The organism is bacterium (assembly GCA_016124905.1).
Lineage (GTDB): Bacteria > Pseudomonadota > Alphaproteobacteria > Rickettsiales > RI-342 > RI-342.
The window spans coordinates 44,834-68,115 of record WGMV01000006.1 but is presented as its reverse complement, the minus strand read 5'-3'; the positions used below and the strand labels follow the sequence as shown (position 1 = coordinate 68,115).

Annotated in this window: 21 protein-coding genes; 15 read left to right on the top strand and 6 right to left on the bottom strand. The window is 59.1% G+C overall.

The features are described from left to right. Nucleotides 1–5 precede the first annotated feature (5 nt). On the top strand, nt 6–812 hold the full coding sequence (locus GC177_01590) for a phosphoribosylformylglycinamidine synthase subunit PurQ (GenBank protein MBI1274647.1): 807 nt from the start codon (nt 6–8) through the stop codon (nt 810–812). 95 nt (nt 813–907) lie between these two features. On the opposite strand, the gene msrB is transcribed toward GC177_01590, so the two are convergent. Genes msrB through GC177_01570 form a run of 4 tightly spaced genes read right to left on the bottom strand, consistent with a single transcriptional unit; the run spans nt 908 to nt 3,803 of the window. Further along, entirely contained in the window at nt 908–1,282 is a 375-nt protein-coding gene (gene msrB, locus GC177_01585; GenBank protein ID MBI1274646.1) for a peptide-methionine (R)-S-oxide reductase MsrB, read from the bottom strand. Continuing rightward, nucleotides 1,282–2,127, bottom strand: a complete 846-nt coding sequence (locus GC177_01580) for an NAD(P)H-hydrate dehydratase (protein MBI1274645.1) — start codon at nt 2,125–2,127, stop codon at nt 1,282–1,284. Before GC177_01580 ends, msrB begins: the two co-directional genes overlap by 1 nt. An 11-nt stretch (nt 2,128–2,138) precedes the next feature. Beyond that, nucleotides 2,139–2,789, bottom strand: a complete 651-nt coding sequence (gene maiA / locus GC177_01575; protein MBI1274644.1) for a maleylacetoacetate isomerase — start codon at nt 2,787–2,789, stop codon at nt 2,139–2,141. Between the two features lie 3 nt (nt 2,790–2,792). Next, nucleotides 2,793–3,803, bottom strand: a complete 1,011-nt coding sequence (locus GC177_01570; protein MBI1274643.1) for a 2-keto-4-pentenoate hydratase — start codon at nt 3,801–3,803, stop codon at nt 2,793–2,795. A gap of 102 nt (nt 3,804–3,905) precedes the next feature. On the opposite strand from GC177_01570, the gene GC177_01565 reads away from it, so the two are divergent. Further along, nucleotides 3,906–5,408 carry a leucyl aminopeptidase gene (locus GC177_01565; protein MBI1274642.1) on the top strand — a complete coding sequence of 501 codons (1,503 nt, stop codon included), beginning with the start codon at nt 3,906–3,908 and terminating at the stop codon, nt 5,406–5,408. 428 nt (nt 5,409–5,836) lie between these two features. Next, nucleotides 5,837–6,712, top strand: coding sequence for a hypothetical protein (locus GC177_01560; GenBank protein ID MBI1274641.1), 876 nt, complete (start codon nt 5,837–5,839; stop codon nt 6,710–6,712). Nucleotides 6,713–6,720: 8 nt separating this feature from the next. On the opposite strand, the gene GC177_01555 is transcribed toward GC177_01560, so the two are convergent. Next, a complete protein-coding gene (locus GC177_01555; GenBank protein MBI1274640.1) occupies nt 6,721–7,485 on the bottom strand; it encodes an alpha/beta fold hydrolase in 765 nt (254 codons plus the stop codon). Nucleotides 7,486–7,682: 197 nt separating this feature from the next. Here GC177_01555 and GC177_01550 point away from each other — a divergent pair, with 197 nt between their 5' ends. From GC177_01550 to rsmA, 9 genes are all read left to right on the top strand, one after another. Beyond that, nucleotides 7,683–8,954, top strand: coding sequence for a glycosyltransferase (locus GC177_01550; protein ID MBI1274639.1), 1,272 nt, complete (start codon nt 7,683–7,685; stop codon nt 8,952–8,954). 62 nt (nt 8,955–9,016) lie between these two features. Next, nucleotides 9,017–9,799: a glycosyltransferase gene (locus GC177_01545; GenBank protein MBI1274638.1), complete on the top strand. Its 783-nt coding sequence runs from the start codon at nt 9,017–9,019 to the stop codon at nt 9,797–9,799. Nucleotides 9,800–10,068: 269 nt separating this feature from the next. Beyond that, nucleotides 10,069–12,030: a threonine--tRNA ligase gene (gene thrS / locus GC177_01540; GenBank protein MBI1274637.1), complete on the top strand. Its 1,962-nt coding sequence runs from the start codon at nt 10,069–10,071 to the stop codon at nt 12,028–12,030. Between the two features lie 104 nt (nt 12,031–12,134). Next, nucleotides 12,135–12,662: a translation initiation factor IF-3 gene (locus tag GC177_01535; protein MBI1274636.1), complete on the top strand. Its 528-nt coding sequence runs from the start codon at nt 12,135–12,137 to the stop codon at nt 12,660–12,662. Nucleotides 12,663–12,861: 199 nt separating this feature from the next. Continuing rightward, nucleotides 12,862–13,968, top strand: coding sequence for an LPS export ABC transporter permease LptF (gene lptF / locus GC177_01530; GenBank protein ID MBI1274635.1), 1,107 nt, complete (start codon nt 12,862–12,864; stop codon nt 13,966–13,968). A 1-nt stretch (nt 13,969) separates the two neighbouring features. Continuing rightward, entirely contained in the window at nt 13,970–15,088 is a 1,119-nt protein-coding gene (lptG, locus tag GC177_01525) for an LPS export ABC transporter permease LptG (GenBank protein ID MBI1274634.1), read from the top strand. A 246-nt stretch (nt 15,089–15,334) separates the two neighbouring features. Beyond that, nucleotides 15,335–17,506 (top strand): LPS assembly protein LptD, encoded by a 2,172-nt coding sequence (gene lptD / locus GC177_01520; protein MBI1274633.1) that lies wholly within the window; start codon nt 15,335–15,337, stop codon nt 17,504–17,506. Between the two features lie 8 nt (nt 17,507–17,514). Continuing rightward, on the top strand, nt 17,515–18,864 hold the full coding sequence (locus GC177_01515) for a hypothetical protein (GenBank protein ID MBI1274632.1): 1,350 nt from the start codon (nt 17,515–17,517) through the stop codon (nt 18,862–18,864). 26 nt (nt 18,865–18,890) lie between these two features. Continuing rightward, nucleotides 18,891–19,694, top strand: a complete 804-nt coding sequence (gene rsmA / locus GC177_01510; protein MBI1274631.1) for a 16S rRNA (adenine(1518)-N(6)/adenine(1519)-N(6))-dimethyltransferase RsmA — start codon at nt 18,891–18,893, stop codon at nt 19,692–19,694. Here the strand turns inward: rsmA and GC177_01505 are convergent, their stop codons facing one another. Then, entirely contained in the window at nt 19,695–20,348 is a 654-nt protein-coding gene (locus GC177_01505; protein MBI1274630.1) for a guanylate kinase, read from the bottom strand. Nucleotides 20,349–20,473: 125 nt separating this feature from the next. Here GC177_01505 and GC177_01500 point away from each other — a divergent pair, with 125 nt between their 5' ends. The 3 genes from GC177_01500 (at nt 20,474) to GC177_01490 (ending at nt 23,179) form a co-directional block, all read left to right on the top strand. Beyond that, the gene (locus GC177_01500) at nt 20,474–21,844 is read left to right on the top strand and encodes a leucyl aminopeptidase family protein (protein MBI1274629.1); all 1,371 of its coding nucleotides are present in this window, start codon (nt 20,474–20,476) and stop codon (nt 21,842–21,844) included. Nucleotides 21,845–21,850: 6 nt separating this feature from the next. After that, the gene (locus tag GC177_01495) at nt 21,851–22,216 is read left to right on the top strand and encodes a MarR family transcriptional regulator (protein ID MBI1274628.1); all 366 of its coding nucleotides are present in this window, start codon (nt 21,851–21,853) and stop codon (nt 22,214–22,216) included. Between the two features lie 159 nt (nt 22,217–22,375). Next, the gene (locus GC177_01490) at nt 22,376–23,179 is read left to right on the top strand and encodes a hypothetical protein (GenBank protein ID MBI1274627.1); all 804 of its coding nucleotides are present in this window, start codon (nt 22,376–22,378) and stop codon (nt 23,177–23,179) included. Nucleotides 23,180–23,282: the final 103 nt, after the last annotated feature.

The window sequence follows — 23,282 nt, the reverse complement described above, 5'->3', positions numbered from 1 at the left end:
CCATCATGCCCGCCCCGAAAGCCATCGTCCTTTCCGGTTACGGCCTTAATTGCGAGGATGAAAGCGAGTTCGCCCTCAAGCATAATGGCGCCGAGGTAACGATTAAGCATATCAATGACCTGATCGAGAACCCTAAGGCTCTGGATGAATTCCAGATCATGCTGATTCCAGGCGGTTTTTCCTTCGGGGATGATACGGGCTCGGGCAATGCCTATGCGCATAAGCTGCGCAACCATCTGCTGGAGGCGGTGCTCGGTTTCGTGGCGCGTGACACCTTGACCATCGGCATCTGCAACGGCTGCCAGATCCTGGCGCGGCTTGGTTTGGTGCCGGGTTATGAGGAAGCCGAAAAGGGCAAGAAGATCGCCGTGCTGCACAACAGCAGCAACCGCTATCAGTGCCGGTGGGTGGATGTGGCTGTCAGCGGGTCAACCTCCCCCTGGCTGCGCGGCATCCAGCGCATGCACATCCCCGTGGCGCATGGCGAGGGCAATATGGTGATGACGCCGGAGACGCTGGCTTTCATGAATGACAACAAGCTGGTCGGGTTGCGTTACATCAACAGCGATGGCACGCCCGCGAATGGCGCGTTCCCCGCCAACCCGAACGGCGCGACGGAAGACATCGCCGCCGTGACAGACGTAACCGGCCGCGTAATCGCCATGATGCCGCACCCGGAGCGCGGGATGTTTTTCACCCAGCGGGATGACTGGACGAAGCTGAAACGCCAGTATCATGATGCGGGCAAGAAGCTGCCGGTGGAGAGTGACGGGATGGCGATTTTCCGGAATGCGGTGAGTTATTTCGGTTAATGGTCATTCACGCGAAGCGTGAACCGAGAATCCATACATGGCGGCACGATAGATCCCCGGTTGCCGCTTCGCGGCCCCGAGGATGACGATAATGGTTAGTTTTTCTCAAAATCCAGCGAGACGGAATTGATGCAGAAGCGCGCGCCGGTAGGTTGCGGGCCGTCGGGGAAGACGTGGCCGAGATGGGCATCGCAGGCGGCACAGCGGGTTTCGACGCGTTTCATGCCGTGGCTGGTATCTTCGATGTAGCGGATGGCTTTGTCGTTGACGGGTTGCCAGAAACTCGGCCAGCCGGAGCCGGAATCGTATTTATGTTCCGATGAGAAAAGCGGTGCGTCGCAGCAGAGGCAATGGTAGGTGCCGGTATCCTTGTGGTGGTTGTATTTGCCGCTAAAGGGGGCTTCGGTTCCGCCCTGGTGGCAGACATATTGGGCCTCGGGCGAGAGGGGTTTTTTCGCTGATTTCGACATTACGCTTCCTCCTGAAGATAGGCGAGCACATCGGGTAATATGGGTGGCAGATCGTCGGCAATCAAGCCCGGGCCGTGCAGGCGCGCGGCCTCGCTGTGCAGCCAGACGCCCGCGCAGGCGGCATGAAAGGCGGAGATGCCGCTGGCGGGCATGGTGGAAAGCAAACCCGCGATGATGCCGACCAGCACATCGCCGCTGCCGGCGGTCGCAAGCCAGGCGGGGGCATGCTCCTGCACGGCCAATTCGCCGCTCGGCGAAGCAATGAGCGTATCCGGCCCTTTCAGCACCACCACCGCGCCGGAAGCCTTGGCGGCGGCCATGGCTCGGTGCGGACGGTCGCCGCTGATATCCTTGAAGAGACGGGCGAATTCGCCTTCATGCGGGGTGAGCACCAGCGGGGCGTGGGCAACGTCTTTCATCATGCCGGCCTGCCCGGCAAGGCATGTCAGGCCGTCGGCATCCACCACCATCGGCAGCCCCTGCTCCATCAGCGTGCGAAGCTGGGTTTTCGTATGGTCGGACACGCCGTTGCCGGGGCCGATGAGCAAGGCCGTGAAGGGACGCGAGGAAAGCGCCTCCTGCCATTCGGCGGGTGCTTCGTATGGCGCATACACAAGGGCGCGCGGGCCCATGGCGGCCATCATGGCGTGATGCTGTTTCGGGCAGGCGAGCATGACATAACCGGCGGCGGCGCGCATGGCGGCCTCGGCAGCCAGCAATGGCGCGCCGGCGGCGCCTTTTCCGGCCATGATGAACAGGGTGCCGCGGCTGTATTTATGCGCATCGTCACGCGGCCAGGGAAAATGGGTTTTCCAGAGGGCGGGGCTGTTTTTCAGTATCGGCATGTCCGTCTCCGCTATGCGGCAACCGCATCCTTCTGGCTGTCCGGATGGGCGACCATGAAGGGCGGCAATGCCAGGCAATATTTCTCGATACGCTGAAGCGTCGGGTATGCATCCAGCGATACGCCGAAACGGCGGGCATTGTAGATTTGCGGAATCAGGCAGACATCCGCCAGGCTCGGCTGGTTGCCGTGGCAGCATTCGCCCGCCAGGCCGGAATGCTCGATGAGGGTTTCCATAGCCTCGAACCCGCTTTGGATCCAGTGGGCGATCCAGGCCTTTTTCTGCTCTTCTGTTACTTTAAGATTGTCTTTCAAATAATTGAGAACACGTAAATTATTTAAAGGGTGAATATCGGAGCAGACGAGGTTGGCAAGCTGGCGCACATAGGCCCGGTGCTCCTGCGCGGCGGGCAGCAGATGTGGGGTGGGATAGGTCTCTTCCAGATAGTCGATGATGGCGAGCGACTGGCCGATGATCTGGCCGCTATCGAGCTGAAGCGCCGGAACAAAACCCTGCGGGTTGACGCCCTTGAAGGCCTTGCCGTTCTGCACCCCCTGGGCCAGGTTCACCGGCAATTGCTCAATGGTGAGGCCTTTCAGCGCAAGGGCGATGCGCACGCGGTAGCTTGCGGAGGAACGCCAGTAGGAATAGAGCTGCATCATGGGCTAGGCCGCCTTTCCGGAGATGTATTTTTCCTTTTGATATTGCCTGACTTTCTGATCAATGGCACCGAAAATCGACCGGCCCTTGTCATCGAACATCTCGATGCGCACCTGATCGCCGAAGGTGAGGAAAGGCGTGGAGGGTTTGCCCTGATCGATGATTTCTAGCATGCGCTTTTCGGCCAGGCAGGAAGAGCCGCTGGAACGATCCACGTTGGAGACGGTGCCGGAACCCACGATGGTGCCTGCGGCAAGGTGGCGGGTTTTGGCAGCATGGGCGATGAGGGTCGGGAAATCGAAGGTCATGTCCACCCCGGCATCGGGCTTGCCGAAGAGCTTGCCGTTGATGTGGGAGACGAGCGGCAGATGCAGCTTGCCGCCATCCCATGCATCGCCCAGGCTTTCGGGCGTCACCGCTACGGGGGAGAAGCTGGAGGCAGGTTTGCTCTGAAAAAAGCCGAAGCCCTTGGCGAGTTCGTTCGGGATGAGATTGCGCAGGCTGACATCGTTCACCAGCAGAATGAGGCGGATGTATTTCCCTGCTTCTTCAGGTGTGGTGCCCATCGGCACGTCGCCGGTGATGACGGCGATCTCGGCTTCCAGGTCGATGCCCCATTCGTCGCTGGCCATGTCGATAGGGTCCTGCGGGCCGAGAAAGCTATCAGAGCAGCCCTGATACATGAGCGGGTCGGTCCAGAAGCTTGGTGGCATTTCCGCGCCCCGCGCCTTGCGGACGAGCTCCACGTGATTGACGTAGGCGGAGCCGTCCACCCACTGGTAGGCGCGCGGAAGCGGTGCTGCGAGTTTGGCGGTATCCAGCGCAAAGGCGCCCTGCCCTTTGCCTGCGTTGAGCTCGTCACTTAATTTTTGAAGTTGGGGCGCGGTTTTTTCCCAATCATCCAGCGCCTGTTGCAAGGTGGCGCAGATGCTTTCGGCCGATAGGGCGTTTTTCAGGTCGTCGCTCACGATAATGAGCCTGCCATCGCGGCCATGTTTGAGGCTTGCCAGTTTCATGCTTGTCACCCCGCACGTTTTAATCAATTATTCAGTGGTTGCTCATTATCACCTTGGGCACTGATAGCCAAATACAAACGATGCCCGGCAAGGAGACACACCATGGCGCATGAATACATCAAAACCCCCTTTATCAATGAAGATGTCCACAAGGCCGATGTGCTGGTGGTGGGCGTGTTCGAGGACGGCACGCTAACCAAGCAGGCCAAAGCGGTGGACGAAGGCACCAAGGGGTTTTTGAGCCGTGCGTTGAAGACGGCTGAGTTTAAAGGCAAGAAAGGCAAATTCTTTCATGCCGTGATGCCGCATGGCTGGGAACGCGTGATCGTGGCCGGGCTGGGCTCGATGGATAAGTTCGAACCGCTGGATGCGCAAAACCTTGGCGGCGACCTGGTGGCCTTCCTCAACGGCCAGCGCGTGAAAGAAGCCGCCGTGGCGCTGTGCGGCAACAAGCTGCTGGTGTCGGACCATGACCTGGCGGCGGAAGTGGCCTATGGCGCGCAGCTGCGCAGCTACCGTTTCGATAAATACCGCACCAAGGAGCCGGAAGAGAAAAAACCGACGCTGAAGAAACTCACCATCATGGCCGCCGACAAGAACGAAGCGGGCCGTCAGTATGAGCGCCTGGAAGCCGTGATCGAGGGCGTGTTCCTTACGCGCGACCTGGTGAGTGAGCCCGCCAATATCGTGCATCCAGACAGTTTCCCCGCCTATTGCAAGGAACTTGCCGCGCTCGGCGTGGAAGTGGAAGTGCTGGGCGAGAAAGAAATGAAGAAGCTCGGCATGAATGCCCTGCTCGGCGTGGGCCAGGGCAGCGACAAGGAATCCAAGCTCATCGTCATGCAATGGAACGGCGGCAAGAAGAACGACGCGCCGGTGGCCTTCATCGGCAAGGGCGTGTGCTTCGACACGGGCGGCATTTCCATCAAGCCCGCTGCCAATATGGAAGAGATGAAATGGGACATGGCCGGCGCCGGTGTGGTGACGGGCCTGATGAAAACGCTGGCCACCCGCAAGGCCAAGGTAAATGTGGTGTGCGTGGCGGGCGTGGTGGAAAACATGCCCGACGGCAACGCCCAGCGCCCGGGGGATGTGGTGACCTCCATGTCCGGCCAGACGATCGAGGTAATCAATACCGATGCCGAAGGCCGCCTGGTGCTGGCCGATGCGCTGTGGTACACGCAGGACCGTTTCAAGCCCAAATTCATGGTGAACCTGGCCACCTTGACAGGCGCCATCATCGTGGCGCTGGCCGATGTGCATGCTGGGCTGTTCTCCAATAACGACGTGCTTTCCACCCGCTTGACCGAGTCCGGCATCGCCGTGGGCGAGCCACTGTGGCGCCTGCCGCTCGGCAAGGAATATGACGAGAAGATCAATTGCGACATCGCCGATGTGAAGAATGTGGGCGATGGCAGCGGGGCGGGTTCCATCACGGCGGCGCAGTTTTTACAGCGCTTCGTCAATGATGTGCCCTGGGCGCACCTGGACATCGCAGGCACGGCCTGGACGAAGAAAGACAAGTCCATCTGCCCGAAAGGCGGCACGGCCTTCGGCGTGCGGCTGCTCGATCACCTCGTGGAGCATTTCTACGAAGGGAAATAACCGTTACTGGCTCGCGCCGCTCGCTTTACGCGCCCATTAGGGCGCGGGCCCTCTCAGTAAAAGCATGGGGGCCAGTCGCTGCGCAAACCTGTTACTGGCTCGCGCCGCTCGCTTTACGCGCCCATTAGGGCCGGGCCCTCAATGGGCCAGTCGCTGCGCTCCGGGGTTACTGTTATGAATAATGATACTTGAGGGGGCGGTTTTGCCCCCTTTTTCTTGCCTTGTTTCAAAGGGCTGTGACATTTTGCAACAATGCTTATGTATTTTTTACAGCGGCTTAGATTATTATTGTGCTCCTTAAAAATCACCTGTTGTATTTTAGCAACATCGCGTGGCTTTCGCTAAACGACACATGTTTGCGTCTTGGCTTTTTGCTGACAATCGCTTATGTATTTTATCCACAGGCTGCGTGATTGGGGAGATGGCACATGCGCGTTATATTCTGCACCAATGAAGACATTGTCGGTAACGTCGCAGCCAACCTTTTTCTGCCGATTTTGAGAAAGCACGAAGTGAAGATGGTGCTTTCGCGCAAGGCCATGTTGCCCAAAAGCGACATCCACCCGGCCATGCAACAATTGCATGAGCTGGAGCAGAGCCAACCGATCCAGCGTTTATTTCCCCTGCTTGAGCGCAACCACGACGAGGGCGAATACCTCACCTTCAACCAGCTGAGCGAATTCTACGGCTGCGAGATGGAACATGTGGAAAGCCTGAAGGATGACAGCAGCGTGGACGTGTTCGCCGATTTTGAGCCGGATGTGATCCTTTCCGCCCGCTTCGCCTGCATCTTCCGCGAGCCGCACATCGCCACCGCCAAACAGGGCGTGTGGAATTTCCATTCCGGCCTGCTGCCGCAATATCGCGGCGTGATGCCCACCTTCCGCGCCATGATGAATGGCGACAAGGATATCGGCATCACCCTGCACAAAGTGACGGATGCCTCCATCGATGTGGGCGAGCTGGTGGACGAGCGCAAGCTGCGTGTGGCGAAACATCGCTCGATGATGTGGCACGTGCTGAAGCTCTACCCGCTGGCGCGCAACATGGCGGCCGATCTGCTGGAGCGGCTGGACGAGGACGATATGCCCGAAGCCATCCCCTATGCGGGCAAGGCGCATTACTACTCCGCCCCGACGGCCGAGGAAGTGGACGCATTTGAGGCAAAGGGGCTGCGCCTGTTCGATATGGATGAGTATCGCGAGCTGCTGCTTTCCTACGGCGATGCCGGGCTTGGCTTCCGCCCACTGATGCGCATGGGTAACGGCACGGTGGTGGAAGCGGAATACGCGGTGGCGGCCTAACCCCTCTCTTACAGCAATGGCTGGATGATGCGCTTGAGCGCGTTCAGCGCTTCCGGGCTGCTCATGCGGTGATCGCCTGACTTCAGGAACTCCACACACACATCCGTGCTTTGAAGTTTTTCCGCGAGGCGGATGGAGGTGAGGTACGGCACATCCTCATCCCGCATGCCGTGCAGCAGACGCACGGGCATGGTGAGTGGGATGGCATCGCGCAGCAGGAGGTGACTTTGACCCTCCGTCAGCAAGGTTTGCGTAATGGCATAGGGCTCCGTGCCGTAGCAATCGGGTATCATCACTCTGCCCGTTTGCCGCATTTCCTGCTGCTGGGCGGAGGTGAAGGCTTTGGCAAGCAGGTCTTCCGTAAAATCCGGCGCGGCGGCAATGCCGATGAGGGCACTCACTCTCTCCGGCCGGGCAAGCGCGGCGAGCAGCATCATCCAGCCGCCCATGCTGGAGCCGACGAGAATGGCTTTCTCGTTTTTTGGCAACAGCTCATCGAGGATGCGGATGGAATCCTCCTTCCACTGGCCGATGGTGCCCTCTTCAAACCGGCCGGAGGATTCGCCATGGCCGCGATAATCGAAGCGGATGAGGCCTAAGCCTTCCTGCCCTGCCCATTCATCCAGAAACAGCGCTTTGCTGCCTGCCTTGTCCGACCGAAAGCCGCTGAAAAACACGAGCCAGGGCCTGCCTTGTTTCGCTTCGCGCCGTATAAAGGCAAGGCGATGTTCGGCCCCGTTTTCTTTCCAGCTTACATGTTGTACTTCTTGCATGATGCTTCAAACCCCATTACTCATCAGGGCGCTTCGGTAAACAGATTCCAGCGGCAAACTTACTTGGGGTTGGTCCCCGTCGCAATCCTCACGTAGCGCTGCTACGCTGCGGTTGCGCCACCCACCCCCCGCGCATTTTGCTCGCCGCAATCCGTTTACCGAAGCGCCCAGCCGACATTACCTGTAGAAAAGCGACCATGGAAGAGATTGTCTTGGACCACCCTGTTGAATCCACCCAGGCAGCACAGCCTCTTTCCAACACAGACCCGCAATTTCACCAAGCCGTTTACGCCAGCTACGAACCCCTGCCCGATGGGTGGCCGCAAGGCAATGCACGCGGCATTTTGCAGGTGGTGCCGAAACTGCGCAGCGGCGGCGTGGAGCGCGGCACCATCGATATTTCCGAGGCATTGCAGAATAACGGGTTTCGTTCCTTTGTGGCATCCGAAGGCGGCGGGCTGGTCTCGCGCCTGACACGCCACGGCGCCACGCATGTGGAACTGCCGGTGGCGAGCAAGAACCCGCTGGTGATGTGGCAGAATGTCTCCCGCCTGGTGCATGTCATCCGCAAATACGATATCGACCTGATCCATGCGCGTTCCCGCGCACCGGCGTGGAGCGCCTATTATGCCGCCAAGCAGGCGGGCATTCCGTTTGTGACGACCTTTCACGGGCATTATTCCATTCAGGGCAAGATGAAGCATGCCTATAACCGCATCATGACGCGGGGCGACCATGTAATCGCCATTTCCGATTTCACCATGCGCCATATCCGCGACAATTACGACGGGCTGCCGGAGCATCTGCATGTGATCCCGCGTGGGGTGGATCTCGGCTCGTTTTCGCCGGAGGCGGTCTCCCGTAGCCGGATCATCGCGCTGGCGGAAGCCTGGAGGCTGCCGGACGACAAGCCCATCATCTTCATGCCCGCGCGCTTCACGCAATGGAAGGGCCATGAATGGCTCATCAAATCGCTGGCGCAGATGCGCGCAATGGAATTCTGCTGCGTGATGGCGGGCGATGATGACGGGCATGACGGCTATCGTCAGCGGCTTGAAGACCTGGTGATGAAGCTCGGCCTCGGCGGCATGGTGCGCATTGTGGAGCCCACCAACGACATGCCCGCGGCCTATATGCTGGCCGACGTGGTGGTGTGCCCCTCCATTCAGCCGGAAGCTTTCGGCCGCGTGCCGGTGGAAGCCGCGGCGATGAACAAGGTGGTGGTGGCCGCCCAGCATGGTGGCGTGCTGGAAACGGTGGTAAACGGCATCACCGGCTGGCTGGTGCCGCCGGGCGATGAGGACCAGCTCGCCACCGCGCTTTCCACGGTGATTTCCATGCCGACGGACCAGCGCTCGCGCTTCGGCGCGAAAGGCCGGCAACATGTGACGCAGCACTTCACGCTGCCGCATATGCAGGCAAGAACGCTTGCGGTGTATGACAAGGCGATTCGCGAGAAACGCGGCTAGGCGGTTGCCATTTGGGCCGTCCAAACCTATGGTGAGCCTTTGTTATTCGTTGAGCATGTTTCATGGCCGCGCTGCCGCTATCCGTATTCATCATCGCCAAAAATGAGGAAGACCGCATTGTGCATGCGTTGAATTCCGTCGTCGGCTGGGCGGATGAGGTGATCGTGGTGGATTCCGGCAGTGACGACGGCACGGTCGCCATCAGCGACAAGATGGGCGCCAAGGTGATGCACCATGCCTGGCAAGGATACGGGCCGCAAAAGCGCTTTGCCGAAAGCCAGTGCCGCAATGCATGGCTGCTGAATATTGATGCCGATGAAGCCTTGAGCCCGGAGCTGAAGCGGGAGATCGAGGCGCTGTTTGCCCAGGGCGAACCGCCGCTGGCGGGGTATCACATCCCCATTTGCATCGTCTTTCCCGGGGATGAAAAGCCGCGCCGGTTTGCGCCTTCCAACAGCCCTGTACGGCTGTATGACCACCGCCGTGCAGGGTTTGCGGATGCGCTGGTGCATGATTCGGTGCTGCTTGGGCCGGGCGAGCAGGCTGGGCGTTTGAAGGGCTGCATGTACCACCGGTGCTTCCGCAGCCACCGCCATGCGATTGACAAAATCAACTATTACAGCAGCATGCAGGCGGAAGACATGGTGGCCAAGGGGCGCATCCCCGGCCCGCTGCGCCTGGTGGCGGAGCCATGGGTGGCGTTTTTCAAGGCCTATTTCCTGCGGCGCTATGCGTTGTTTGGCCTGCCGGGCTTCACGGAAAGCGTGATGTATGCGTTTGCGCGGTTCATCCGCCTGGCAAAAGCACGTGAACTGGCCCGTGACACATCCTCTAACAAACGTTAGAGGATTTTACCTTTTACAGCATTCGCTACGCGAACGACACGCCCGCATTAGCGGGCGGGGCCTCAATGGCCCAACTCGCTGCGCTCGCGAAACATTCCATCGGTTAGCTAGACCGTGACAAAGGGCGAACTAGCCGTTAGAAACGTTTTTTCAGCCAGGCCGGATGCACGGCGGGCTGGATTTCCGCCTTGGCGGTAATGACACCATACATTGTTTCACCACCTTTAGCGAAGAATCCTATGCAAGCCGCACCTGCCACAAACAACGCCATGATCACCCTCACCCTGCCCGATGGCAGCAAGCGGGAATATGCGGCAGGCACTACCGGGCTGCAGGTGGCGCAATCCATCGGCGCGGGGCTTGCCAAAGCGGCCCTTGCCATTGAGCTGGATGGTGAGCAGCGCGATCTTTCCCGCCCGATTGAGGCGAGCGCGAAACTCCGCATCATCACGGGCGACAGCCCGGAAGGACTGGAGCTTATCCGCCACGATACGGCGCATATCATGGCGCAAGCGGTGAAGCAGCTTTACCCCGATACGCAGGTGACCATCGGCCCGGCGATCGAGGACGGGTTCTATTACGATTTCGCGCGGGCTACGCCTTTCTCCACGGAAGATCTGGAGAAGATCGAGGCGAAGATGCGGGAGATTACGGAAAAGGATATTCCCTTTGAGCGTGAAGTGTGGAGCCGCGACGAGGCGGTGGCTTTCTTCAAGAAACAGGGCGAGGCCTACAAAGCGGAGATCATCGCCTCCATCCCGGCCAATGAGGATGTGACGCTGTATCGTCAGGGTGATTTCATCGACCTGTGCCGCGGGCCGCATGCGCCTTCCACGGGTAAAATCCGTCATTACAAGCTGATGAAGGTAGCCGGGGCCTATTGGCGCGGGGATAGCAAAAACGCCATGCTTCAGCGCATTTATGGTACGGCCTGGGGTAGCGAAAAGCAGCTCAAGGAATATCTGACGCGGCTGGAAGAAGCCGAGAAACGCGACCACCGTCGCCTTGGCCGCGAGATGGGGCTGTTCCATATTCAGGAAGAAGCCGTTGGGCAGGTGTTCTGGCATAACCGGGGCTGGACGCTGTACACGGCATTGCAGGATTATATCCGCCGTCGGCTGCGCTCCACGGGTTATGTGGAAATCAAGACGCCGATGATTCTGGACCGCGTGCTCTGGGAGAAATCCGGCCACTGGGAAAAATACCGCGAGAACATGTTCACCATCGAGGATGAGGACAAGGAACTCTGCCTCAAGCCGATGAACTGCCCGGGGCATGTGCAGGTATTCAACCAGTCGCTGAAAAGCTATCGCGAGCTGCCGCTGCGCCTGGCGGAATTCGGCAGCTGCCACCGCAACGAATCCTCCGGCTCCATGCACGGGCTGATGCGCGTGCGCGGCTTTGTGCAGGATGACGCGCATATCTTCTGCACCGAGGAGCAGATCACCTCGGAGACGATCGCCTTCTGCGAATTGCTGCGTTCGGTCTATCAGGACCTCGGCTTTCCGGATTTCCATGTGAAATTCTCCGACCGGCCGGAAAAACGGGCGGGTGACGATGCCATCTGGGACCGTGCCGAAGGCGCGCTGAAAGCCGCCTGCGCGGCAGCAGGGCTGGAAACGGAGCTGAACCCCGGCGAAGGCGCGTTCTATGGGCCGAAGCTGGAATTCGTGCTGCGCGACGCCATCGGGCGCGACTGGCAGTGCGGCACGCTACAGGTGGATTTCGTGCTGCCCGAGCGTTTGGACGCCAATTACGTGGGAACCGATGCCGCCAAGCACCGCCCCGTGATGCTGCATCGGGCCATTCTCGGCTCGTTTGAGCGCTTCATCGGCGTGCTGATTGAGCATTATGCGGGCAAGCTGCCCATGTGGCTGGCGCCCAAGCAGGTGGCCGTGTGCACCATCACCGACGAGGCCATGCCCTATGTGCGCGAGCAAGTGCTGCCCGCGCTGGACAAGCAGGGCGTGCGCTGGCTGCTCAACATGTTTGGCGATGACGAGAAACTGGAAAAGAATTTCGAGGAAGGCGCCAACCAGAAGATCGATTACCTGATCCGCCACCATTCCACCGCCAAGGTTCCGGCCATCGTGGTGGTGGGCAAACGTGAGGCGGAGCAAGGAACGCTTGGCATTCGCCGCCTTGGCAGCCAGCAGACCGTAACCCTGCCGCTGGCGGAGGCCGTGGCGCAATTAGCGCAGGAAGCCACACCGCCGGATTTGAAACGTTAATTAAGCATCAAATCTTTATGGGTATGATGGGGTTTGTGCTGGCGCATATCCTTAAAAACCGCTAATCACGCGAATATCTACCGTAACAACTCCGCAGGAGAACCATGCTCGAGAAGAAGAATAGCAACGAACCGCGTATCAATAACCAGATAACGGCTCGGGAAATCCGCTTGATCGGCGCAGATGGTGAAATGATTGGTGTTGTTCCCCTGGCTCAGGGAATCCGCGCGGCAGAGACCGCCGGGCTTGACCTGGTGGAGATTTCTCCCGGTGCAGCGCCGCCGGTGTGCAAGGTGCTGGATTACGGCAAATACAAATACGAGCTTCAGAAAAAGGCCAACGAGGCCCGCAAGAAGCAGAAAATTGTGCAGATCAAGGAAATCAAGCTGCGCCCGACGATCGACAAGCATGACCTTGAGATCAAGCTGCGCAAGATCAACGAATTCCTTGAAGAAGGCGACAAGGTGAAGGTCTCCATGCGCTTCCGCGGCCGCGAGATCACCCACCAGGAATTCGGCGTGGAAGTGTTCCGCAAGGTGCGCGAGCACACGGCCGAAGCCGGTAAGGTGGAGATGGAACCCCGTTTCGAGGGTTCGCAGATGATCATGATTCTGGGATCAGCTAAACATTAGGCAAGGCCTAATGTTTAGCAGGCTTTTGCTGGCTCGCGCTGCGCGCTCCAGACTTTTTGCGATGTTTCCTGCGCAGCAAGCTGCGCAATGAAACAGCGGCATGCGCGCCGCGCTCACGGCTGTGTTCTTACACTAGGCACATGGCATTTCTTTTTAATTCGGCGTGGCGAAAATACAGTGAAGCGCTATAGTCCCGTCCATGCTTTGCTATGTGCGCTACATCGCCCGCAACATGATCGGGCCGACGCTGTTCATCACGCTCAGTTTGACGGGTATCGTCTGGCTGGCGCAGTCCTTGCGTTTCATTGATCTTATCGTCAATCAGGGCCTAAGCATCAGCCTGTTTTTGTATCTCACGCTGCTGCTGATGCCATCCCTGCTTTCGGTGGTGCTGCCGGTGGCGCTGTTCTGCGCCACGCTTTATGCCTATAACCGGATGATGGGCGAATCCGAGCTGGTGGTGCTGGAGAGCGCGGGCATCAGCATGATGCAACTGGCCAAGCCAGCCCTGATGGTGGCGGCAGCCATGACGGCGGCTGGTTATCTTTTCACGCTTATATTGCAGCCGGTATCATACCGCGAATTCAAGGATATGCAGTTTTTCATCCGTAATAACTATGCCTCATTGCTGTTGCAGGAGGGCGTGTTCTCCAACCCGGTGCCGAACATGATGGTCTACATCCGCAAGCGCGAGCCGGACGGCGTGTTGCGTGGCATCCTGGTGCATGACAATAGCGGCCATCAGCCGGTGACCATGATGGCGCGCCAGGGCTACCTGGTGAAGACCGACCAGGGGCCGCAATTCATTTTGCAGGACGGCAACCGGCAGGAAGTGAACCGCGACACGGGTCAGCTTTCGCTGCTGCATTTCGACCGCTATACGCTGAACCTCAGCATGTATACCGAAACCAGCGACATGCGCGAACGCGAGGGGCAGGAAATGTTTGTGCATGAGCTGCTGAACCCGCCCGCCAACACGAAGGACGACCTGCGCCTGCGTTATGCGGCCGAGGCGCATCAACGCCTGACCTGGCCGTTTTACAACATGGTGCTGGTGCTGATGGGCGCAGCGACCATCCTGTGCGGCGAATTCAACCGGCGCGGCAATATCAAAAAGCTGATCGTGGCGGCCGTCGTCGGCTGCGGAGTGATTGCGCTGGCTATCGTGCTGCAAAGCAACGCGGTCAAGCACAGCTGGGGTATTCCGCTGATGTATATCAACCTGATTGTGTGCAGCCTGATCGGCCTGCAGGCGCTTCACAAGCAGGCCCTGCCCTGGCATTATCTGATGAAGAAAACAGGCTGACATGGCTTCGATTCCCCTCATCCTTTATCGCTATATCGGCAAGCAGTTTCTGCTGAGCCTGCTGATGGTGCTTGGCGTGATGATGGGCCTTATCCTGGTAATCGATACGGTGGAGCTGATCCGCCGCGGGTCGGAACATGGAGAAATGACCACCGGCATCATCCTTCAGCTTTCCTTCCTCAAGCTGCCAAGCATGGCGCAGCGCGTACTGCCCTTTGCGGTGCTGATTGGCGGGATGCTCTGCTTCTCGCGGCTTACGCGCTCGCGCGAGCTGATCGTGGCGCGTTCGGCGGGTATTTCCGCCTGGCAGTTCATCACGCCGAGCCTGCTGGTGGCGGTTTCCATCTGCGTGCTGATGATCGGCGCGCTCAGCCCGCTGACCTCCACCATGCTGCTGCGCTACGAGCAGCTGGAGGCGCGTTATCTTAAAGGCCGCACCAGCCTGCTGACGGTTTCCACCTCCGGGTTGTGGCTTCGCCAGCATGAGGAGGACCCCGAGGGCAAACTGGAAGGCGCCGATACCATCATCCATGCATTGCGGGTTTCGGCCAAAGATATGCGGCTGTTTGACGTCATCATTTTCACGCTCGGCAATGAGGATAAATTCCTGCGGCGCGTGGATGCGCAATCCGCCCAGTTGCGCGATGGCTACTGGCTGCTGGACGAGGCGCTTGTCACCGCGCCGGAAACCACGGCGCTGCGCTACCCCAAGGTGACGCTGCCTACACGGCTGACCGTCAACCAGATCCAGGAAAGCTTCGCCCCGCCGGAGACCCTCTCCTTCTGGGCATTGCCCACCTTCATCCGCAATATGGAGGCATCCGGCTTTGCCGCGCAGCGCCACCGGCTTTACTGGTACAGCCTGATGGCCATGCCGCTTTTGATGTGCGCCATGGTGCTGGTGGGCGCCGTATTCGCGCTGAAATACCGGCGCGTGGGCAGCACGGGCATGCTGATCATCGCCGGGGCGAGCGTGGGGTTTGGGGTGTATTTCCTTTCCGACCTGATTGGCGCACTGGCGCTTTCGGGCACGATGCCGCCTGCCCTGGCGGCGTGGTCCATCGCTTCGGTGGCGACCGTGGTGGGGGTTATTACCCTGCTCCATCAGGAAGACGGCTAGGGTCAGCCTGGCAGCTTCATAAAAATTTCTTCCTATTTCACTGGCATTTTTATGGGCAAATGCGTAGGTTTCGGCGCTTTTTAGCGGCCTGGAACGGCTTTATGGCGGCCCGACCAGGCGAACCACTATCTGTAGATAAAAACTCGCTTTTTATACCAGATTTTGTTAAATAATGCTTACCTTACTGGGGAGAGTGTGACGGCATTTGGCGCATGGTTCAGGGCTTGCGTGAAACCGGCATGGCGAATGGCCATGCTGGCATTTGCTTTTTGTTGCCTGATATCCCCCCTGTCCCAGGCGCGCGAATCGGTCGGCAGCGAGGCCGAAGCCGCCGCCCAGACGCCCGCCGAAGGCAAGGAACCGGTTTATATCGAAGCCGACAGCATGCATTTCGACCAGACCAGCCAGATCGCCTCGGCGGTCGGCAATGTGGTGATTGTGCAGGGCAAGCGCGTGCTCAGGGCCGACCGTGTGGCCTACCATGAGCCGAGCGGCGCGGTGCGCGCCAGCGGCAATGTCAGCATGCTGGAGCCGGACGGCAACGTGTTCTTCGCCGAGCATGTGGAACTGCGCGACGGGTTGAAACGCGGCATCATTCACCAGTTGCGCGCCCGATTCATCGACAACTCCATGATGGCGGCGAATGAGGGTGAGAAGGTCAGCGATTCGGTGACCAAGCTGAAGAAGGCCGTTTATTCGCCCTGCAAAATCTGTACGGATGCCACCACGGGCGAGGAGGAATCCCCCCTGTGGCAATTGAAGGCCAGCAGCGTGACGAAGGATGACGAGGAGCAGCGCATCACCTACCGCAACGCGCGGATGGAAGTGCTCGGCGTGCCGATTTTCTACACGCCTTATCTTTCGCATCCTTCGCCCGATTCGGGCAGCAAAAGCGGCATTCTCGCACCGAGCTACAAGGTGTCCTCTCAGCTCGGCACGATGATCAGCGTGCCTTATTACTGGTCCATCGCGCCGAACATGGATGCCACCATCACGCCCACTACAGCTTCCAACGAAAGCCCGATTCTGGGAGGCGAGTTCCGCCACATGACGGATATGGGCCGTTATGAATTGCGCGGCAGCATCACCAATCCGGTGCGGCGCGACGATATAAGCGGTCAGGTTCTGCCGGGACATGAACTGCGCGGGCATATTGAAGGAACCGGGGATTTCAGGTTCAACGACGTGTGGAAAACCGGCTTCAACGCGCGTTATACATCCGACGACACCTACCTGCGCCGTTATGAAATCTCTTATGACCCGCTGCTGACCAGCAATGCCTGGCTGGAAGGTATCGGCGACGGGCAATATGACGAAAGTTACGCCCGCGCCGAACTGCTTGCATTCCAGGATTTCCGTACCGGCAGCGTGGATACGGCGGTGCCGGTCATTCATCCGCTGATTCAGGGCGAGCATGTGGTGCCGTTGAGTTTTCTGGATTCCACCCTGCGGCTGGAGGGCAATATTCTGTCGCTTTCCCGTCGCGACGGCAATGACACCAATCGGATCAGCGGTACGGCGGGCTGGGAAAAAAGCTTTATCACGGATAGCGGCAACCGCTTTGACGCCAAGGCCAGCGTGCGCGCGGACGGTTACTACACCCCGGAACTCAGCGTGAATGGGGGCCCGCGCGAGGACCAGGCCAATGGCCGCGTGGTGCCCAAGGCATCGCTTATGTGGCGCTACCCCCTGCTGGCCAGCGCGGGGGATGTGACCACGCTGATTGAGCCAATTGTGGATGTTGTCGCCATGCCGAGCGGCGTGAACCCGGAGGATATTCCCAATGAAGACGGGTTGCTGCCGGAGCTTTCCGACACGACGATTTTCAGCGACGAACGCAGCCGCGGGTATGACCGCATCGAATCCGGCTCACGCGTGACGTATGGGTTTCGCACGGCGACGAATATCGTCAATGACTGGGATATCGAAACCAGCGCCGGGCAAAGCTACCTGGTGGAGCCGGACCCGTTCTTTTATTACAGCACCGGGCCGACGGAACACTGGTCGGATTACACAGGCCGTGTATCACTGCGAAACAGCATGGTCGGCGTGACCTATGGCTTCCGCATGGACAAGGACGACCTGAAACTCACCCGCAATGAGGTGCTGCTCGACTTCAACTGGAAAGGCCTGAGCGCGCACCTGGCTTATAACGACTTTATCGAGAACCCGCTCTTCGGCGAAAGCGAGGAGATATATGGGAATGTCAGCTGGAAATTTGCCGATGAATGGCGCTTTTTCGCCAACTCCTACCGCGACCTGGATGACGAACGCTGGGTTGCCAACGGGCTAGGTCTGGCCTATCAGAATGAGTGCGTCACGGTTATCGGGCAGGCATCGCGCATTTATGCGCGTGACCGCGACCTTGAGCCGTCAACGTCTTACACCGTCAAACTGTTCCTGAAGAACCTGAACTGAGGCCCATTATGCTGCGACGTTTATTGCCTACGCTGCTGTTTGCCATGTGCATCATGGCGCTGGTTCCGATGAAGCATGCGGATGCCAAGGCCAAGCAAGCCGCCAGGCCCGCCACTGAGGCCGAGGCGCCCGCAAAAAGCGGCGGCACGTCCGATACTGTGAAAGTGCTGGCGCTGGTGAACCGCGATATCATCACCACGCAGGATGTGGATGAACGGGTGAAAATGACGCTGGCGCTGACCAGCATGAAACCGGACGACGAAAGCATCAGCCGGTTGCGTAAGCAGGTGCTTCAGAAGCTGGTGGATGAAACGCTGATGCGCCAGGAAACCAAAAAACAGGGCGTATCCCTGACCGAGCGCGAGCGCGAAGGCGGCTGGGCCATTCTTGCCAAAAGCCAGCAGAAGGAAGTGCCCGAGCTGAAGCAATGGTTCAAGGACCACGGGTTGAGCCCGGCCACGGCGCAGCGGCAGATGGATGCCGAAATGACCTGGAGCAAATACCTGTTCACCCGCGTGCAGCCGCGCCTTCAGGTTTCGGATGGTGAATTGCAGGAGGCGGTGGAGATCATCGCCAATGAACGCGGCTTTGATGAATGGCGCATCGGCGAGTTGCTGGTGCCAGCCAATGCCAACCCGAATGAAGGCGAGCAAGACCCCGAAGCGCTCGCCGCCGACCTGGTGAAGCAATTGCAGGAAGGGACCGATTTCAGCAAGCTGGCAAAACAGTTCCCAAGCGTTTCCGGCGGCCCGACGGAAGAGGACGGCACGCGCTGGGTGAGCCCAAGCCAGCTGGACCCCGATATCGCAAAAGCGTTGGAGAATCTGGAGCCGGGCCAGATATCCGCCCCCGTGCGCACGGCCGCGGGCGTGCATGTGCTGAAATTTTACGAAAAGCGTAAAATGCTGGAGGCGGACCCCAGTGATACGGAAGTGGCGCTGCGCCAGGTGATTTTGCCTGTGGCGGCGGACGCTTCGCAAAAGGACGTGGCCGCGCAGATGGAAAAAGCCAAGGCGATGGTGAAGGACGTGACCAGCTGCGATGCGCTTCAAGCGGCGGGTGAGAACACGCTGGGCGCCAATGTGCATGATCTGGGCCGCATGCAGATCCGCGAGCTGGATCCCAAGGTGAAACCCATCGTCATTCCGCTTGCCACAGGCACCCCAAGCGAACCCTTCATCAGCCCACTCGGCGTGCATGTGCTGATGGTGTGCGAACGCATTGAAGCGCGCTCCACGGCGGTGGATAAAAACCGCGTACGCGAGATGATCCTGCAAAAGAAGCTTGGGCTTGAGGCGCTGCGCCTGCTGCGCAACCTGAGACGCGACGCGCTGCTGGAAGTGCGTGGGCAACCGTGAGCCAGCTTCCCTCCATCCGCGACCATATGCAGCAGCATGGGTTGTGGGCAAAGAAAAGCTTTGGCCAGCATTTTCTGCTCGATGGGCAGTTGCTCGCCAAAATCGTGCGCGCGGCAGGCGGGCTTGAAGAGAAAACTGTGGTGGAGATCGGCCCCGGCCCGGGCGGGCTGACACGGGCCATCCTTGATGCGGGACCGAAGCGATTCATCGCGGTGGAGAAAGACCGCGACCTGGAGCCGTTGCTGCGCGAAATCGCCGAGCAGAGCCACGGGTTGATGGAGTTGCGCATGGGCGATGCCACGCGCGTGAACTGGCAGGAATTCGGCGAGCGCATCACCGTGATTTCCAACCTGCCCTACAATGTTTCCACGCTGATTCTCACCGGTCTTATCGAAGCGGGCGCGGCCATTGAAAACATGGTGCTGATGTTTCAAAAGGAAGTGGCGGAACGGCTTTATGCCGCGCCGGACAGCAAGGATTACGGCCGACTCAGCGTGCTGTGCCAGCACCGTTGCCATGTGACGCGCGCCTTTGATGTGCCGCCCGGGGCCTTTGTGCCGCCGCCCAAGGTGATGTCGAGCGTGGTGGTGGTGACGCCGAAAATGCCGGTTCCGTCCCTGCCGCTGGAATGGCTGGAACGCGTGACCGGCAGCGCCTTCGGCCAGCGGCGCAAGATGCTGCGCAGCAGCCTGAAATCGCTGAATGTGCCGGTGGAGGAACTGCTGGCCGATGCAGGGATAGACGGCACCCGCCGCGCCGAAACCCTAAGCGTACCTGAATTTGAGCTGCTGGCGCGGGCATATGGCAAACTTGGGCAGGCATCGGCCTGATTATTTCGGCGCGTTGAATTCCGTCATCAGCCCATCGACGAAGGTGACCAGTCCTTCCTGGCGGGTGCGGCGCACGCGCTCGGCATGGAGGATGGCCATCACGCGTTTGAGCGCATCGTCGATATCGTGGTTGACCACGACGTAATCATATTCATCCCAGTGGCTGATTTCGTCGGAACATTTCTGCATGCGGCCGCGCACCACGTCGTCGCTGTCCTGCGCGCGTTTGCGCAGGCGCTGCTCCAGCTCGGCGATGGAAGGCGGCAGGATGAATACGCTCACCAGGTCGCGCCGCTCGGTGGTTTTCAGCTGACGGGTGCCCTGCCAGTCGATGTCGAACAGCACGTCATGGCCTTTGCTTAGCTGGTCCAGCACGTTCTTTTTGGGCGTGCCGTAATAATGGTCGAACACTTTGGCATGTTCGTAAAATTCGCCGTTCATGATCATGTCGGCGAAGGTTTCCTTGCTGACGAAGATGTAGTCCTTGCCGTTCACCTCGCCCGGGCGGGGGGCGCGGGTGGTGACGGAGATGGAGATGTGCAGATTGGAATCCGCCGCCAGCATCAGTTTGGAAATGGTGGTTTTACCAGCGCCGGACGGCGACGACAGTACGAACATGATGCCACGGCGGGCAATGGAGGCTGGGCTGGTCATGGAACTCCCTATGTATATCTATGCCATAACGCATCATGCGCGGTTGTTCAATTCCACTGGCGCACCGCATGCGGATAGAATCGCACATCGCAGATGCCAAATCCGGGCTTTCATACTATATATGGATGATAATATCATTATACGGACAGGTCATGATCCCGCTGCATGTCATTCAAGCGCCGCAATTCCGCCATTGGCTGGGCAGCCAGCCCGCCGCCACCCAGCAGTGGGTGCGCAGCTTCTGGGGCGAAAAACCGCCGCTGGGCCAGGCGTTGATGGTGCCGGACGAAACCGGCAGGCCCGCCCTGGCGCTGGTGGTGGCCGACCCGCAGCCGTCGCTGTGGACATTGGGCGACGCACCGCTTCAGCTGCCCGCGCTGGATTACCGGCTGGAAAAGGACCAGTGGAAGAAAAATGACCTGCTTAAACTGAAGCAGGGATGGGAGCTGGGGAGCTACCGTTTCACGCGGTACAAAAAGGCGACCAAATCCCTGCCGCGCCTGCATGTGCCGGGCATCCCCAAGGATGATTCCAGCATGAAGCAGGCCGTGTATCTGGCGCGCGACCTCATCAACACCCCGCCGGCCGACATGATGCCACGCCATCTGGCCGAGGCGGCAAGGAAGCTGGCAAAGCAGCATAAGGCCGCCATTCGTGTCATCAAGGGCAACGCCCTGCTGGAACAGGGGTTTGAGGCCATCCATACGGTGGGCCGCGCCAGCGCCGAGGCCCCTCACCTGATCGACCTGACCTGGGGGGACAAGAAACATCCGAAAATCACCCTGGTCGGCAAGGGCGTGTGCTTTGATACGGGCGGGCTGGACATCAAGCCATCTTCCGGCATGAAGCTGATGAAAAAAGACATGGGCGGCGCGGCCATGGTGCTGGGGCTGGCGCATCTCATCATGAGCGACGCATTGCCGGTGCGGCTGCGTGTGCTGATTCCCGCCGTGGAAAATGCCGTGAGCGGCAATGCCTACCGCACCAGCGACGTCATCCATACCCGCAAGGGGCTGACCGTGGAAGTGGGCAACACGGATGCCGAAGGCAGGCTGATATTATGCGATGCGCTGGCCGAGGCCGACCGCGACAAGCCGGATGTGCTGGTGGATATTGCCACGCTGACGGGCGCGGCGCGCGTAGCGCTTGGCACCGACATGCCCGCGCTGTTCTGCAGCAATGATGCCGAAGCCCAGGTGGTGGCCGCTGTTTCCCGTCAGGTGGAAGACCCGCTCTGGCCTATGCCACTATGGCAGGATTACCGCACAAGGCTGAATAGCACTGTTGCCGATTTGCACTCAACCGGCGATGATGGAACCGGCGGTGCGATTTTAGCTGCTTTGTTTTTGCAATCATTCGTAGAACGTGCAAAACTATGGATGCATATTGACACCATGGCATGGAACCAGTCAAGCCGTCCCGGACGGCCAAAAGGCGGGGAAGCCATGGGAATGCGGGCCATCTACGCATGGCTCGCACAACGTTATGGGAGGTAGACGTAGATGAGCCAGCCGCAGCAACAGCAAGCACTCCGCTTCTGGAAACTGGTGCATGAAGCATGCCTGGAGCAGGACCTGGACGAGCTGTCCATGCGTCAGATGGCTATTCTGCTGAAAATCTATATCGATGCACCGCCGCACAGCGTCAAAACGCTGTCCGAGCAGTTGAACATCCCCAAAGCCGCCGTGAGCCGCGCCATCGACAGCCTTTCGGCCAAGAACCTGGTGAAGCGCGAGCGCAGCAAGCACGACAAACGCTGCGTGATCCTGCATCGCACGCTGAGCGGCATGACCTGCCTCGGCACGCTGGCAGACGCCATCACCAAGGCAAGCGGCGAAGTGAAACAGGGCGCCACCGTCGCGGCCTGATTCGCCACCTTCAGCAGCAGCCAGCCCAACCGGTCTGACGGAATTTAGATCGCAAACGGCAATTAGTGATTGCTTGGTTAGAAATTCGAACCGGAGCCGGGACGAGTAATCCTTCCTTCACCATCCTCCCTTTATGCTGCCACTCAGGAGGAAAAGCACATGCTGTTTTATATCATGCACGAAGGCCAGGAAACGGGCCCCTATGACATGGCCGGGCTGGTACGCAAGGTCAAGAACGGCAGCCTTCAACCCAATTCACTGGTGCGCACCGATGCAAGCCAGACGCACTTGCCTGCCAGCCAGTATCAGGAACTGCAGCAGTTTTTTCAAAACGACCTTGACCATTACCCCGCCAGCGCGCCCGCGCATCGCGGCCCGCTGGACCTCAAGCAGATCATCAAGGGCGGCTGGAAATTCGCCAGTACCAGCACCCATGCGCTGAAGGCAACGGGCATTGGCCTGATCATCACCGTGGTGTTGTGCGCCCTGCTGGTGAGGATTCCTTTTTATATCGGGCTGATTCCGGCATTTGCGATCGGCTTTTTGATTTACGGCATTCTGTTTACCTATATCGCCAAGTTCTCTCGTGGGCAGTTTCTTGAACTTTCCGAGCTGAAGGCCCGTGCGAAGGATAAGAAGAAAGACCTGTTTCTGGCAGGACTTGTACTCAGCATACCGGTGATGGTCGGCTCCGTGCTGTTTCTGGCACCGGGCATTCTGGTGCTCTCGCTGTTTGCCTTCACACCGCTCCTGATCATGGAACGCGGCATGGGCTTTAAACAGGCGATGGGTGCAAGCCGCAAGGCCGTGACCAGCATGAATGCGGATAATTTCGGCATTCTGTTCACGCTGATGGCCATCCTCACCCTTGGCGGGGTGATGGGAATTCTGCCTTTGCTGGTGATTCTGCCGATGGTGATTTACGGCCTGACGGAAATATTTGACGAGGCTTTTCAAGGCTAAAAAAATTTTCATCTGTTGATGATTTTTCCAACAGATTGCATTCCTATAGAATTTTTATGTGACCCACGAAAAAATATGCGAATACTAGGCAAATTTTGCCTAT